We start from the raw sequence: 13,644 nt of genomic DNA, 5'->3' as shown, positions 1-13,644 counted from the left end.
GGCACGGGGCGGGCCGCCGAATAGACTCGCCCCCATGACCGACACCCCTGGCGCCCTGCTCGGCCCTGCGGAGATCCGCGAGCTGGCAGGGCGCCTCGGCGTGCGCCCCACCAAGCAGCTCGGGCAGAACTTCGTGCACGACGGCGGCACGGTGCGCAAGATCGTCCGCGCGGCCGGCCTGCGCCCGGGGGAGCGGGTGGTCGAGATCGGGCCCGGCCTGGGGTCGCTGACCCTCGGGCTGCTGGAGGCCGGCGCGTCCGTCGTCGCGGTCGAGATCGACCCGGTGCTGGCGGGCCAGATCGCCGAGACGGTGCGCAAGCACGCCCCCGAGGCCGACTTCGAAGTGGTGCCCGCCGACGCCCTCGAGGTCACGGAGCTGCCCGGGGAGCCGCCCACGGCGCTCGTCGCGAACCTCCCGTACAACGTCGCCGTGCCGGTGCTGCTCACCTTCCTGCAGCGGTTCCCCAGCCTGGAGAAGGTGCTCGTGATGGTGCAGGCGGAGGTGGCCGACCGCCTCGCCGCCGGCCCCGGGTCGCGCACCTACGGGGTGCCGTCCGTGAAGGCGGCCTGGTACGCCGACGCGCGCCGGTCGCTCAACGTCAGCCGGCACGTGTTCTGGCCGGAGCCCAACGTGGACTCCGCGCTCGTGTGGCTCGAGCGGCGCGACCCGCCCGCGACCACCGCGACGCGCGAGCAGGTGTTCGCCGTCGTCGACGCCGCCTTCGCGCAACGCCGCAAGACCCTGCGCGCCGCCCTCTCCGGCACCTTCGGCTCCGGGGCCGCGGCCGAGGAGGCGCTGCGCGCCGCCGGCGTCGACCCCGGCCTCCGGGGCGAGCGCCTCGAGGTCGCCGACTTCGCGCGCATCGCCGAGCAGCTTCCCGTCGCGGCTGGCACGGTGGACGCGTGACCCACCTCGCCGCCGCGCCGTCGCCGTCGGTCCGCGTGCGCGCGCCCGGGAAGGTGAACCTGTCGCTGCGCGTCGGCGCGGTGCAGGAGGACGGGTACCACCCGCTGGCGACGATCTTCCAGGCCGTCGCCCTCTACGAGGAGGTCACGGCCACGCAGGTGCCCGAGGGCTCCGGCGTGACGATCACCGTCGAGGGCCCGCAGGCCGACCAGGTGCCGGTGGACGGGGCGAACCTCGCCTGGCGGGCGGCGGTCGCCGTGGCGGAGCGGGTCGGCACGGCTCCCGACGTCGCGCTGCACCTGGCCAAGGGCGTACCCGTGGCCGGAGGCATGGCGGGCGGCTCGGCCGACGCCGCCGCGACGCTCGTCGCCTGCGACGCGCTGTGGCAGACGGGTCTGGGCCGCGACGACCTGACCGAGCTCGCCGCGGGCCTCGGGTCCGACGTCCCCTTCGCGCTGCTGGGGCACACCGCCGTCGGCACCGGCCGCGGCCACCTGCTGACGCCGGCGATGACGCGCGGAGAGTTCCACTGGGTGTTCGCCACGCAGGCCGAGGGCCTGTCGACGCCCGCCGTGTACGGCCGGTTCGACGAGCTCGCGTCCGGCTCCGGGCGGACGCCGGACGAGCCCGCGATCGAGGCCGACACCGGCCTGATGCAGGCGCTGCGCGCGGGCGACGCGCACGCCCTCGGCGCCGCCTTGCACAACGACCTCGAGCCGGCCGCGCTGTCGCTGCGTCCCGAGCTGGAGCGCACCCTCGCCGTCGCGCGCGAGGCCGGGGCGCTGGGCGCCTTCGTGTCCGGCTCCGGGCCCACCGTCGCCGCGCTCGCCCGGTCGCGCCAGCACGCGCTCGCCGTCGCCGCGTCATGGACCGCCGAGGGCGCCGCCGACTCCGTGTGGTGCACGTCCGGCCCCGCCCACGGCGCCCGCCTGCTGCCCTGACCCTGCCGCCGCTCCCCCGGGGAGGGATCGAGCGTGGCAGCGCCCGTCAGAGGTGCTTGCCCAGCCACGAGAGGGTCGGGGCGAAGCGGTAGCCCTGGCCCCCCTCGTGGCGGTTGTAGGGGTAGACGTCGATCGCCTTGTCGGGCGCGGTGCCGCCCAGCGCGCCCCACTGGTTGTACGCGGCGTAGACGGTGGACGGCGGGCAGACGTCGTCGCGCAGCGCGGTCGAGAACAGGCCGGCGGCGCGGGCCCGACGGGCGAACGAGACGCCGTCCAGGTAGGAGAAGGTGCGCCAGACGGCGTCCTCGTGCTCGCGGTGCACGGACAGGTACTGCGTGATCTCGCCGTACGGGAAGGCGTCGGAGATCTGCACCGCCCGGCGGTAGTGGCACAGGAACGGCACGTTCGGGACGGCGGCGGCGAGGTCCGGCACGAGCCCGGCCACGGCGATCGCGATGCCGCCGCCCTGGCTGGTGCCCATGACGGCGACGCGCGCGGGGTCGACGCCCTCGACGTGGCGCACCGCGTCCACGGCCCGCACACCGTCGGTGAAGACGCGCCGGTAGTAGTGGTCGTGCGGGTCGAGCACGCCGCGGGTCATGAAGCCGGGGGAGGCGGGGCCGCTGCCCACCGGGTCGGGGGTGTCGCCGCCGTGGCCCCAGCCGGAGCCCTGCCCGCGAGTATCCATGACGAGGTGCGCGTATCCCGCCGCGGCGAGGCCGAGGTGGTCGTGCGCCAGGCCGCGCCCGCCGCCGTACCCGACGAACTCGACGACGGCCGGCAGGGGGCCGTCCGCGCGGGCAGGGCGCGTCAGCCACGCCTTGACCGGCTGGCCGTCGAACCCGGGGAACGTCACGTCGTCGACGACGAGCTCCGTGAGACCGGTGTCCGCGCGCTCGAGCGTGGGGGCGTCGTCGTGCGCCCGGGACCCGACGAGCGTCTGCGACCAGAAGTCGTCGAAGTCGGCGGGCTCGTCGATGGTCGGGACGTAGGCCTCGAGCTCGGGCACGGGCAGGTCGAACTGCGCCATCGGGTTCCTCCGGGACTTCCTGCGGCTCTGCGGTGTCGGCTGCACTGTAGCGGCCGGGCAGGGAGCGTGGAGAACGTTTCCCCTCGTCGGACGTCTACGCTGCACCCCATCGGACGGACGGGGTGAGGACAGGGTGCGTCGCGGGACGAATCTGCCGCGGGTCGGCGACTTCAACCAGATGGTGGTGCTCGACCAGGTGCGGCGGGCGTCGCACGGGACCAGCCGCAGCGAGCTCGCCGCGGGGACGGGGCTGTCCTTGCAGGCGGTGTCGAACATCGTCGCGCGGCTCATCGCGCACGGGTACGTCGTGGAGGGGGAGCGGCGGTCGGTCGGCCGCGGCAAGCCCCGCACGATGCTCTACCTCGACCCGCGGGGTGCGTACGCGCTGGGTACCCACATCGACCCGGTGGTCGTGACGTCGGTGCTCGTCGACCTCGACGGGCGCACCGTGGAGAAGGTCGTGGAGCCGACGCCGGTCGGTCCCGAGGCCGTGGCGGCCGCGGTCGCGGCGGCGACGGACGCGATGCTCCGGCGCGCGGGCGTGGACCGGGAGGCGGTGCTCGGCCTGGGCGTGGCCGCCCCCGGGCCCGTCGACCTCGACGCCGGCACCGTGATCCGGCCGCCTCTGCTGGACGGCTGGGACGAGGTGCCGGTGCGCGACCTCCTGGCCGCCGCGACCGGCTTCGACGTCGTGCTCGGCAAGGACGTGTCGGCGGCGATGGTGGCCGAGCTGTGGCGCGGCAACCGGATGCTGCAGGGCACGTCCCTCTTCTTCTACTCGGGCTTCGGCGTGGCCGTCGCGGTGGCGCACGACGGCGAGCTGCTGTCGGGCACGTCGCGCAACGCCGGCGAGGTGGGGCACCTCGTGGTCGACAGCGACGGCCCGCTGTGCGGCTGCGGCAACCGCGGCTGCATCGGCGTCTCCGCGGCGCCGGCCACGCTCGTCGCGGAGGCGGTCGAGCGCGGCGTCCTGCCGCCCGGCACGCCCGCGTCGTCGCCTCGTGAGCTCGACGCCGCGCTGACGACGCTGTGCCGGCACGCCGCCGACGGCGACGCCGTCGCGACGGGGATCCTCGAGGTGTCCGCGCGGCGCGTGGCCCGGGGGATCACGGTGGTGGCGGACCTCGTGGACGCGGGGGTCGTGGTGTTCGGCGGCCCGGCGTGGGACCGCCTCGCCCCGCACTACCTGCCGGTGGTGCGGCGCGAGCTGACGCTGCAGTCGTCGTTGCGCGAGGTGCACCCCGTGGAGGTGCTGGGCTCCGCCGTCGGCGACCACGTGGGCGCGGTGGGTGCGGCCAGCCTGGTGCTGGACGGACTCTTCACCCCGCGGCCCTCGGGGCTCGTCGGCGCCGCGCCCTCGCAGGCCGCCGCGCGCGCATAGCCCACCGTCCGTCGTCCCGCCCCCTGATGGCCCCGCCGGCCGCGCCCGCCCTTGACATGGTTAACTCCATTCGCTTGAGTTAATCGCGTCAGCCGGCCCGGCGTCGTCGGGCCACTCATGTGGGCAAAGGAGCACCATGCGACTGGCACGACCCCTCGCCGCGGGCACCGCGGTCACGGCACTCGTCCTCACCCTCGGCGCCTGCGGTTCCGGGGACGGCGGGGGCGACGGCGACGCGACGATCAAGATCGCCTACCAGAAGTTCGGCAACTTCACGCAGGCCGACGAGCTGTTCAAGGACGTCAAGGCCGAGTACGAGAAGGAGAACCCCGACGTCACGATCGAGCTCGTGCCGATCGAGGCCAGCCAGAACGACTACTTCACCAAGCTCGCGCTCATGAACCGGGCACCGGCCACCGCACCCGACCTCATGTACGAGGACACGTTCATGATCAAGTCGGACGTCGAGGCCGGGTACCTGCTGCCGATGGACGACTACCTCGCCGACTGGGAGGACTGGGGCCAGTTCGTGGACCAGGCCAAGCAGGCCGGCCTGGGCGACGACGGCAAGACGTACGGCGTCCCGATGGGCACCGACACCCGCGGCCTGTGGTTCAACAAGGACGTCCTCGCGAAGGCCGGGCTGCCCGACGACTGGGCGCCGAAGAGCTGGGACGAGCTGCTCGAGGCCGCCCGCGCGATCAAGAAGGCGGAGCCGGACGTCATCCCGCTCAACGTCTACTCGGGCAAGCCGATGGGCGAGGGCTCGACGATGCAGGGCTTCGAGATGCTGTTGTACGGAACGGGCGGCACGCTCTACGACACCGACTCCTCGAAGTGGGTCGTCGGTTCGCAGGAGTTCCTGGACTCGCTCGACTTCATCAAGACCATCTACACCGAGGGCCTTGCCCCGACGCCGCAGCAGGCGCTCGACCCGAACGTGGGCAACACCGTCTCCGCGGAGTGGCTGCCGAAGGGCAAGCTCGGCATCTCGCTCGACGGCTCGTGGATGCCCGGCACCTGGCTCGAGGCGGGCACGGCGCCCTGGCCCGAGTGGACGGACGTCATGGGCACGGCCGCCATGCCGACCCAGGAGGGCCAGGCACCCGGCGCGGTGAGCATGTCGGGCGGCTGGACGATGGCGATCGGCGCCGGATCCAAGAACCCCGACGTGGCGTTCGACGTCCTCACGCACGCCCTCGACAAGGAGAACTCCCTGCGGTTCGCGATCGACAACAGCCAGATCGCGGTGCGCACCGACGTCGCCGCCGAGCCCTCGTACGCCGAGGCGAACCCGACGGTGCCGTTCTTCTCCGACCTCGTCGAGGTGACGAACTTCCGCCCCGCCACGTCCGACTACGCCCAGATCTCCAACGCGATCCAGGTCGCCATGGAATCGGTGATGACCGGCCAGCAGTCGCCCGAGGAGGCGGCTGCCGTCTACGACAAGGCCGTGATCGCCCAGGTCGGCGAAGAGAACACGACGAACGGCTGACGACGTGACCGCCCTCGCCCCCGCGCCCGCCGCGGCGCCGGGCGCGGGGCCGCGGACGGTGCGGCGCACTCCGGTGCGCCGCACCGCCGGCCGCCTCGTGCCGCTGCTCCCCGCCGTCGTCCTGCTCGCCCTGTTCATGCTCGGGCCGGTCGTCTGGTCGTTCTACGGCTCGTTCACCAACGCGGCGCTCACCGGACCGAACGCGCTCGCGCCCGAGTGGGTGGGGCTGGACAACTACGTCGCGCTGCTCAGCGACCCGGACTTCCCGAAGGCCCTGTGGCTGACGGTGCTGTTCGTGATCGCGTCGGCCGTGATCGGCCAGAACGTCGCCGGGCTCGGGCTCGCGATGCTCATGCGGTCCGCGCTGAAGCCCGTGCGGACCGCCGTCTCGACGCTGGTCGTGACGGCGTGGGTGCTGCCCGAGATCGTCGCGGCCTTCGCGGCCTACGCCTTCTTCCACGCCGACGGCACGCTGAACTCGCTGCTCGCGGGCGTCGGGATCAGCGGCCCGGACTGGCTGTTCGACTACCCCATGCTCGCCGTCATCCTCGCCAACGTGTGGCGCGGCACCGCCTTCTCGATGATGGTCTACTCCGCCGCGATCTCGGAGGTGCCGCCCGAGATCACCGAGGCGGCGACCGTCGACGGCGCCAACGGCTGGCAGCGGCTCGTGTGGGTCACGCTGCCCACGATCCGCCGCAGCATCTCGACCAACCTCATGCTCACGACGCTGCAGACGCTGTCCGTGTTCACCCTCATCTACGTGATGACGGGCGGCGGCCCCGGCACCGACAGCTCGACGCTGCCGATCCTCGCCTACCAGGAGGCGTTCAAGTTCGCCCAGGTCGGCTACGGCACGGCGATCGCCACGGTGATGCTGGTCATCGGCGCCGTGTTCGCCGTCGTGTACATCCGCAGCCTGAAGCCGGAGGTCGACTGATGGCCCGGACCGTTCCCGCGCCCACGCCGGACGTCGCACTCGCGCCTGTGCCGCCGGCCCGACGTCGCACCTCGCCGTCCGTCGCCGCGCCCGGCCCCCGCGCCGCGCGCGGACTGTCGAACGCCGTGCTCGTCGTCGTCGGCGTGTGCTTCCTGCTGCCGCTCGGCTGGATCGTGCTCGCGTCGCTCGACGCGAGCGCCACCCTGGCCGTCCGGCTCCCCGAGGAGTTCACGCTCGCGAACTACACGGCCGTCATGACCCCCGAGCAGACGTGGGTGCCGCTGGCCAACGCGTCCCTGCTGTCGGCGGGCACCGGGCTCATCACGGTGGTCGCGTCCGTGCTGGCGGCCTACCCGCTGTCGCGCTACAAGATGCGCTTCAACAAGCCGTTCATGTACGCCGTCCTGTTCGGCACCTGCCTGCCGATCACGGCCATGATGGTGCCGGTCTACTCGCTGTTCGTGCGGCTCAACCTGCTCGACTCGCTGCCGGGCACCACGTTCTTCATGGCCGCCACGTCGCTGCCGATGGCGATCTGGATGACGAAGAACTTCATGGACTCCGTGCCGATCTCCCTGGAGGAGGCGGCGTGGACCGACGGCGCGTCTGCGATGACCACGCTGCGCACCATCGTGCTGCCGCTCATGCGCCCGGGCATCGCCGTCGTGTTCATCTTCGTGTTCATCCAGGCCTGGGGGAACTTCTTCGTCCCCTTCGTGCTGCTGCTGACCCCCGAGAAGCAGCCGGCAGCCGTGAGCATCTTCGCCTTCTTCGGCCAGTACGGGTCGGTCGCCTACGGCCAGCTCGCGGCCTACTCGATGCTCTACTCCATCCCCGCGGTCGCGCTCTACGTGCTCGTCTCGCGGCTCTCCGGCGGCTCGTTCGCGCTCGCCGGAGCGGTCAAGGGCTGACTCCGCCCTGCCGTCGCACCACCCGCCCCACTGCCCCACCCCGTCCCAGGAGCCTGATCCATGCACGACACCACCACCCGCACCACCATGCGCCTCCAGCGCTTCGTCAAGGACTGGCTCGAGCCCGCCGTCCTGCGCGAGACCCGTCCGCTCGACGTCGAGGCGTGGACCGTCGGCGGGGAGCCGGTGCCGTTCGCCGAGGCGGTCCGCGCCACGTACGCGCCGTTCGCGATCGGCGCCCCGTGGGGCCGCCCGTGGGACACCACGTGGTTCCACGTGACCGGCGACGTCCCCGCGGGCTGGACCGGTGACGCGGCGCCCGCCGGGACGCGCGTCGAGCTACTCGTCGACCTCGGCTTCACCGGCGCCGGGCCGGGCTTCCAGGCCGAGGGCACCGCGTGGACGCCGGACGGCCGCATCATCAAGGCCGTCGAGCCCCGCAACCAGCACGTGCCGCTCGTCGCCGGCCAGGCCCTGGACGGCGCCGGCCGCGTCGACGTCTTCCTCGAGGCCGCCGCCAACCCCGACGTCCCGGGCGGGGCCTGGACGCGGCCCACCCGGATGGGGGCCTGGGAGACCTCCGGGCCCGACCCGATCTACGCCCTGCGCACCATGCACGTGGCCCTCGTGGACACGACGGTGTGGGAGCTGCTGCAGGACGTGCGCGCCCTGCACGGGCTGGTGCGTGTGCTGCCCGGCACCACGCCCCGCGCCGCCGAGGTGCTGCGCGCGCTGGAGGACATGCTCGACGCCGTCGACCCGGACGACGTGTCCGGCACCGCCGCCGCGGGCCGTGCGGCGCTCGCCCCGGCCCTGGCGGCCCCGGCCGCCGCGTCGGCGCACCGCGTGCACGCCGTCGGGCACGCGCACATCGACTCCGCGTGGCTGTGGCCCACGCGCGAGACGGTGCGCAAGTGCGCGCGCACGTTCTCCAACGTGCTGTCCCTCATGGACGAGGACCCCGACGTGAAGTTCGCGTGCTCCTCGGCGCAGCAGTACTCGTGGGTGCAGGAGCACTTCCCGGAGCTGTTCGAGCGGATCCGCGAGCGGGTCCGCGAGGGCCGGTTCGTGCCCGTCGGCGGCATGTGGGTCGAGTCGGACACCAACATGCCGGGCGGCGAGGCGCTGGCCCGCCAGCTCGTGGCCGGCAAGCGGTACTTCATCGAGGAGCTGGGCGTGGAGCCCAAGGAGGTGTGGCTGCCGGACTCCTTCGGGTACACGGCGGCCCTGCCGCAGCTCGCCCGGCTGGCGGGCAGCGACAACTTCCTCACGCAGAAGATCTCGTGGAACGACACGAACACGATGCCGCACCACACCTTCTGGTGGGAGGGCATCGACGGGTCGCGGGTGTTCACGCACTTCCCGCCGGTGGACACCTACAACTCGGACCTGAGCGCCGAGGAGTTGGCCCGCGCGGAGCGGCAGTACGCCGAGAAGGGCCGCGCCAACACGTCGCTCGTGCCGTTCGGCTTCGGCGACGGCGGCGGCGGCCCCACCCGCGAGATGGTGGCCGCGGCCCGCCGCACCCACGACCTCGAGGGCTCGCCGCGCGTCGAGCTGTCCGACTCGCAGGCGTTCTTCGACGCCGCGCGCGCCGAGTACGCCGCCCCGCCCACGTGGACGGGGGAGATGTACCTCGAGTACCACCGCGGCACCTACACGTCGCAGGCCCGCACCAAGCGCGGCAACCGCCGCAGCGAGCACCTGCTGCGCGAGGCCGAGCTGTGGGCCTCGACGGCGGCGGTGCGGGTCGGGGCGGACTACCCCGCCGAGCGCCTCCAGCGGCTGTGGCGCACCGTGCTGCTGCAGCAGTTCCACGACATCCTGCCCGGGTCGTCCATCGCGTGGGTGCACCGCGAGGCCGAGCGCAACTACGCCGAGGTCGCCCGCGAGCTCGAGGAGATCATCGACGACGCCCTGCGCGCCCTCGTCGGCGAGGGCGACCGGCCGGTCGCCGTCAACGCCGGGCCGTTCGCGCGCGCCGGCGTCGCCGGGCTCGGGGCCACCGCCCTCGACGCGCCGCGCGGGGCGGGGACCGTGGCTCCGGTGCCCGCTCAGGTGGCCGACGCCGACGGCTGGGTGCTCGAGAACGACCTGGTGCGCATCGTCGTCGACGGGAACGGGCACGTCGTGTCGGCCGTCGACCGGGCGACCGCGCGCGAGGCGGTCCTGCCGGGCGCGAGGGCGAACCTGCTCCAGCTGCACCGCGACGTCCCCAACGAGTGGGAGGCGTGGGACATCGACGAGCACTACCGCCGCGCCACCACCGACCTCGCGGACGTGGCGAAGATCGAGGTCGTCGCCACCGACGCCGGCCCCGCGCTGCGGGTGCTGCGCGAGTTCGGGTCGTCGCGCGTCGAGCAGGACCTCGCGCTCCCCGCGGACGGTCGCGGCCTGCGCATCACCACCCGCGTCGACTGGCACGAGCGGCAGAAGCTCCTCAAGCTCGCGTTCCCGCTCGACGTGCGCGCCGAGCGCGCGACGTCGGAGATCCAGTTCGGGCACGTGCACCGGCCCACGCACGTCAACACGTCGTGGGACCACGCACGGTTCGAGACCGTCGCGCACCGGTGGGTGCACGTGGGGGAGCCGGGCTTCGGCGTCGCCGTCGCCAACGACTCCACGTACGGGCACGACATCACCCGCACCCGCACCGACGACGCGACCGACGCCCAGGGTGCCCGCGGTACCACGGTGCGCCTGTCGCTGCTGCGCGCGCCGATGTTCCCGGACCCCGACGCCGACCAGGGCGAGCACGAGCTGACCTGCGAGCTCGTCGTCGGCGCCGGCATCGACGACGCCATCGAGGCGGGCTACGCCCTCAACCTCCCCGAGCGCGTCGTCGCCGGCGACCACGGCGTCGAGCCGCTCGTCGCGGTGGACGACGACGCCGTCGTCGTGGAGGCCGTCAAGCTCGCCGAGGACGGCAGCGGCGACGTCGTCGTGCGGCTGTACGAGAGCCGCGGCGGGCGCACCCGGGCCCGCGTCACGCCGGCGTTCGAGCACACCGGCGTGGTCGTGACCGACCTGCTGGAGCGGGAGCTGGACGCCGCGCAGCGCGACGGGGACGACGTGCTCCTCGAGCTGTCCCCGTTCCAGGTGGTCACGCTGCGCGTGCGCCGCTGACGTCATCCACCGCGAGGTAGTTCGCGTTTCCGCGAGGTAGTTCGCGGCTCCGTGGGGTGGGCAGCCCTGCTGGGGCCGGCCTGAACTACCTCGCGGAAACGCGAACTACCTCGCGGGACCGAGCACCACCGAGCGAAGGAGTGACGATGAGGTTCACCAGAGCAGTCGGTACGGTCGCCACGCTGGCGTGCGTGATGGGGGCGGCGGCGGTCGCGCCGGCGTCCGCCGACGACGCGGGAGGGCACGGGCCCGGCGTGTCGCCGCGCACGCAGGAGGCGCGGGCGGTGGCCAGCTACGAGGCGATGCAGGAGCACCTGTACGCCGATGACGGGTCGTCGCTGTACCTGGAGCACCACCCGAGCAAGGCGGACGACCGGACGTACTCGTTCGAGTGGCCGTTCTCGCAGGCGCACATCGCGACGCTCGACCTCGCGGGCATCCCCGGCGCCACGGGCCGCGGGTTCGCCGACGACCTCGTCGACCGCGGCGTCGGGCAGGAGCGGTACTGGAACGCGGGCGGCGGCACGACCGGTCTGCCCGGCTACGACTCCTATCCCCGCGCCCCGTACGGCGACGGCGGGGACATGTTCTACGACGACAACGAGTGGGTCGCCCTCGCGAAGGTGCAGCAGTACCTCGACACGGGGGACCAGGACGCCCTGAGCCGGGCGAAGGAGATCTTCGCGCTCGTCGAGTCCGGGTGGGACACCGACCCGAGCCACCCCGCGCCCGGCGGCGTCTTCTGGACCCAGGCGACGTGGAGCACGGACCGCAACACCGTCTCCACGATGCCCGGCGCGCAGCTCGCCACCCGGCTGTACCTGATCACGGGGGAGCAGCACTACCTGCGCTGGGCCGAGCGGATGACGGACTGGACCGACCGTTACCTGCTCGCCCCCGACGGCCTCTACTGGGACAACATCAAGCTCGACGGCTCCATCGACACCACCCACTGGTCGTACAACCAGGGCGTGCCGGTGGGCACCTACACCCTCCTGTACGAGGCGACGGGCAAGGAGGAGTACCTGCGCAGGGCGGAGGCGGTCGCGCGGGCGTCGTACCGCTACTACGTCACCGAGGGACGCCTCGACGGGCAGCCCATGTTCTTCAACTCCATCTGGTTCAAGAACCTCCTGCTGCTGGAGTCGGTCACGGGAGGGGACACCTACCGCGACGCCATGGCTGACTACGCGGACGCGCAGTGGCGCGACGTGCGTGACCCGGAGACGGGGCTGTTCCCCGCGGACGGCGAGACCACCGAGCTGCTCGGCCAGGCCGCCATGGTGCAGATCTACGCCACCCTCGCGTGGCCGCGCGGCAAGGCGTCGATCCTGTACTGACCACGGGCGGTCGGCACGTCGCCGCGGGCCGGCGCCCGCGGCGACGTGCCTTGACCGACGGGGACCGGTCGTGGTGTGCTCACGCCACCGCGTGGACGTCTCTTCTCGCCAGCATGGGTGTGGGAGCGCTCCCACGGTGTTCATCTCTCGATGATGTGAGGAGACCATGACGATGACGTCATCCATCCGGCGCTCGCGCGCCGTCGCGCTCACCGCGGCACTGCTCGTCGCCGTGGCCGGGCTGACCGCCGCGCCGACGGCCACGGCACACGGCCCAGGGGGCAGCGGGCACGGCCACGGCACCAGCCATGGCAACGGGCACGGGAACGGGCACGGCAAGGGTCACGACCGCTGGGACGCCGAGCTCGGCGGCATCTACGTCGACCCGCAGAGCTCGACCGTCGAGCACGCCGCGGGCCTCGAGGGGCAGGCGCGCGAGGACGCGCTGCGGCTCGCTCGCATCCCGTCGGCCACCTGGTTCACCGACGGCACCCCGCGCAAGGTGCGCCGCGAGGCGTCCGACCTCGTGACCCGCGCGGACAAGGCCGACGCGGTGCCGGTGCTCGTCGCCTACAACATCCCGTACCGCGACTGCTCCCTGTACTCGGCCGGCGGCGCCGCGGACGGCGACGCGTACGCGCGCTGGATCGAAGGGCTCGCCGCCGGGATCGGGAAGCGCGAGGCCATCGTCGTCGTCGAGCCGGACGGGCTGGGCGTCATCCCGTGGCACGAGGACATCAACGGGAACCTGGAGAGCTGCCGGCCCGACGAGCTCGACCCGGCCACCGCCGCCGACCAGCGCTTCGCGCAGCTCTCCCACGCGGTCGACGTCCTGTCGGCCCTGCCTCGCACGAAGGTCTACCTCGACGGCACCGGCAGCAGCTGGCTCAGCCCCGGCGACGCCGCCATCCGCCTCACCCGGGCGAACGTCGCCCAGGCCGACGGCTTCTTCATCAACGTCTCCAACTACGAGAGCGACGCCCGCCTCGCGCACTACGCGAGCTGGGTCAGCGACTGCCTCGCCCTCACCAGCCGCTCCTCCTTCCCCGCGACGTCGTGCCAGAGCCAGTACTGGCCCGCGACGTTCGACGACACCTCCACCTGGAACCTCACGGACGCCACCTACGACCAGGCGTTCGCCGACCAGGGTCTGGTGCGCGACGTCGCGACCCAGAAGCACGCGATCCTCGACACCAGCCGCAACGGGCAGGGGTCCTGGGCCGCCCCCGCGGGCAAGTACACGGACGCCGAGGTGTGGTGCAACCCGCCCGGCCGCGGGCTCGGCCAGCTGCCGAACCTCGACGTCGAGGACCCGTACGTCGACGCGCGCCTGTGGATCAAGGTGCCCGGCGAGTCCGACGGCGAGTGCTTCCGCGGCACCGGCGGCCCGCTCGACCCCGAGCGCGGCATGCAGGACCCGGCCGCCGGCGCATGGTTCCCCGAGCAGGCGCGCGAGCTCATCGAGCTCGCGAACCCCGCCCTGCCTGCCGCGTCGTCCAGGCCGGGGCACCTGCGCTGACGGGTGACCCTCGAGCACGGGATCTGTCGCGGCATCCGGCCCGATGCCGCTGTC

10 protein-coding genes are annotated in these 13,644 nt (G+C 73.2%); 9 read left to right on the top strand and 1 reads right to left on the bottom strand.

Translation table 11 applies throughout. The features are described from left to right. Positions 1-34 precede the first annotated feature (34 nt). Both rsmA and ACFWDO_RS15260 read left to right on the top strand, forming a co-directional pair. Positions 35-907, top strand: a complete 873-nt coding sequence (gene rsmA / locus ACFWDO_RS15265) for a 16S rRNA (adenine(1518)-N(6)/adenine(1519)-N(6))-dimethyltransferase RsmA (protein WP_380325893.1) — start codon at positions 35-37, stop codon at positions 905-907. Then, on the top strand, positions 904-1,848 hold the full coding sequence (locus ACFWDO_RS15260; RefSeq protein ID WP_380325890.1) for a 4-(cytidine 5'-diphospho)-2-C-methyl-D-erythritol kinase: 945 nt from the start codon (positions 904-906) through the stop codon (positions 1,846-1,848). The genes rsmA and ACFWDO_RS15260 overlap by 4 nt, the downstream gene beginning before the upstream one ends. A gap of 46 nt (positions 1,849-1,894) precedes the next feature. Here the strand turns inward: ACFWDO_RS15260 and ACFWDO_RS15255 are convergent, their stop codons facing one another. Further along, positions 1,895-2,878, bottom strand: a complete 984-nt coding sequence (locus tag ACFWDO_RS15255) for an acetylxylan esterase (protein ID WP_380325887.1) — start codon at positions 2,876-2,878, stop codon at positions 1,895-1,897. 133 nt (positions 2,879-3,011) lie between these two features. On the opposite strand from ACFWDO_RS15255, the gene ACFWDO_RS15250 reads away from it, so the two are divergent. The 7 genes from ACFWDO_RS15250 (at position 3,012) to ACFWDO_RS15220 (ending at position 13,590) form a co-directional block, all read left to right on the top strand. Next, the gene (locus ACFWDO_RS15250; protein ID WP_380325884.1) at positions 3,012-4,259 is read left to right on the top strand and encodes an ROK family protein; all 1,248 of its coding nucleotides are present in this window, start codon (positions 3,012-3,014) and stop codon (positions 4,257-4,259) included. A gap of 136 nt (positions 4,260-4,395) precedes the next feature. Then, positions 4,396-5,754 carry an ABC transporter substrate-binding protein gene (locus ACFWDO_RS15245; protein WP_380325881.1) on the top strand — a complete coding sequence of 453 codons (1,359 nt, stop codon included), beginning with the start codon at positions 4,396-4,398 and terminating at the stop codon, positions 5,752-5,754. Positions 5,755-5,758: 4 nt separating this feature from the next. Continuing rightward, the gene (locus ACFWDO_RS15240) at positions 5,759-6,694 is read left to right on the top strand and encodes a carbohydrate ABC transporter permease (protein ID WP_380347017.1); all 936 of its coding nucleotides are present in this window, start codon (positions 5,759-5,761) and stop codon (positions 6,692-6,694) included. Next, positions 6,694-7,605 (top strand): carbohydrate ABC transporter permease, encoded by a 912-nt coding sequence (locus tag ACFWDO_RS15235; protein WP_380326191.1) that lies wholly within the window; start codon positions 6,694-6,696, stop codon positions 7,603-7,605. The genes ACFWDO_RS15240 and ACFWDO_RS15235 overlap by 1 nt, the downstream gene beginning before the upstream one ends. 60 nt (positions 7,606-7,665) lie before the next feature. After that, entirely contained in the window at positions 7,666-10,731 is a 3,066-nt protein-coding gene (locus ACFWDO_RS15230) for an alpha-mannosidase (protein ID WP_380326194.1), read from the top strand. A gap of 146 nt (positions 10,732-10,877) precedes the next feature. Continuing rightward, positions 10,878-12,071, top strand: a complete 1,194-nt coding sequence (locus ACFWDO_RS15225; RefSeq protein WP_380326197.1) for a glycoside hydrolase family 76 protein — start codon at positions 10,878-10,880, stop codon at positions 12,069-12,071. A 172-nt stretch (positions 12,072-12,243) separates the two neighbouring features. Beyond that, the gene (locus ACFWDO_RS15220; RefSeq protein WP_380347015.1) at positions 12,244-13,590 is read left to right on the top strand and encodes a glycoside hydrolase family 6 protein; all 1,347 of its coding nucleotides are present in this window, start codon (positions 12,244-12,246) and stop codon (positions 13,588-13,590) included. The last annotated feature ends 54 nt before the right edge of the window (positions 13,591-13,644 follow it).

Source organism: Isoptericola sp. NPDC060185 (genome assembly GCF_042728595.1).
Taxonomy (GTDB): Bacteria; Actinomycetota; Actinomycetes; order Actinomycetales; family Cellulomonadaceae; genus Isoptericola.
Note: the sequence above shows the minus strand (reverse complement) of the source record. Positions and strands in the feature narration are given on the sequence as shown.

Coding starts and splice junctions, on each gene's coding strand:
- rsmA (WP_380325893.1), top strand. CDS start 35: ATGACCGACACCCCTGGCGCCCTGCTCGGCCCTGCGGAGATCCGCGAG.
- ACFWDO_RS15255 (WP_380325887.1), bottom strand. CDS start 2,878: ATGGCGCAGTTCGACCTGCCCGTGCCCGAGCTCGAGGCCTACGTCCCG.
- ACFWDO_RS15245 (WP_380325881.1), top strand. CDS start 4,396: ATGCGACTGGCACGACCCCTCGCCGCGGGCACCGCGGTCACGGCACTC.
- ACFWDO_RS15235 (WP_380326191.1), top strand. CDS start 6,694: ATGGCCCGGACCGTTCCCGCGCCCACGCCGGACGTCGCACTCGCGCCT.
- ACFWDO_RS15230 (WP_380326194.1), top strand. CDS start 7,666: ATGCACGACACCACCACCCGCACCACCATGCGCCTCCAGCGCTTCGTC.
- ACFWDO_RS15225 (WP_380326197.1), top strand. CDS start 10,878: ATGAGGTTCACCAGAGCAGTCGGTACGGTCGCCACGCTGGCGTGCGTG.
- ACFWDO_RS15220 (WP_380347015.1), top strand. CDS start 12,244: ATGACGTCATCCATCCGGCGCTCGCGCGCCGTCGCGCTCACCGCGGCA.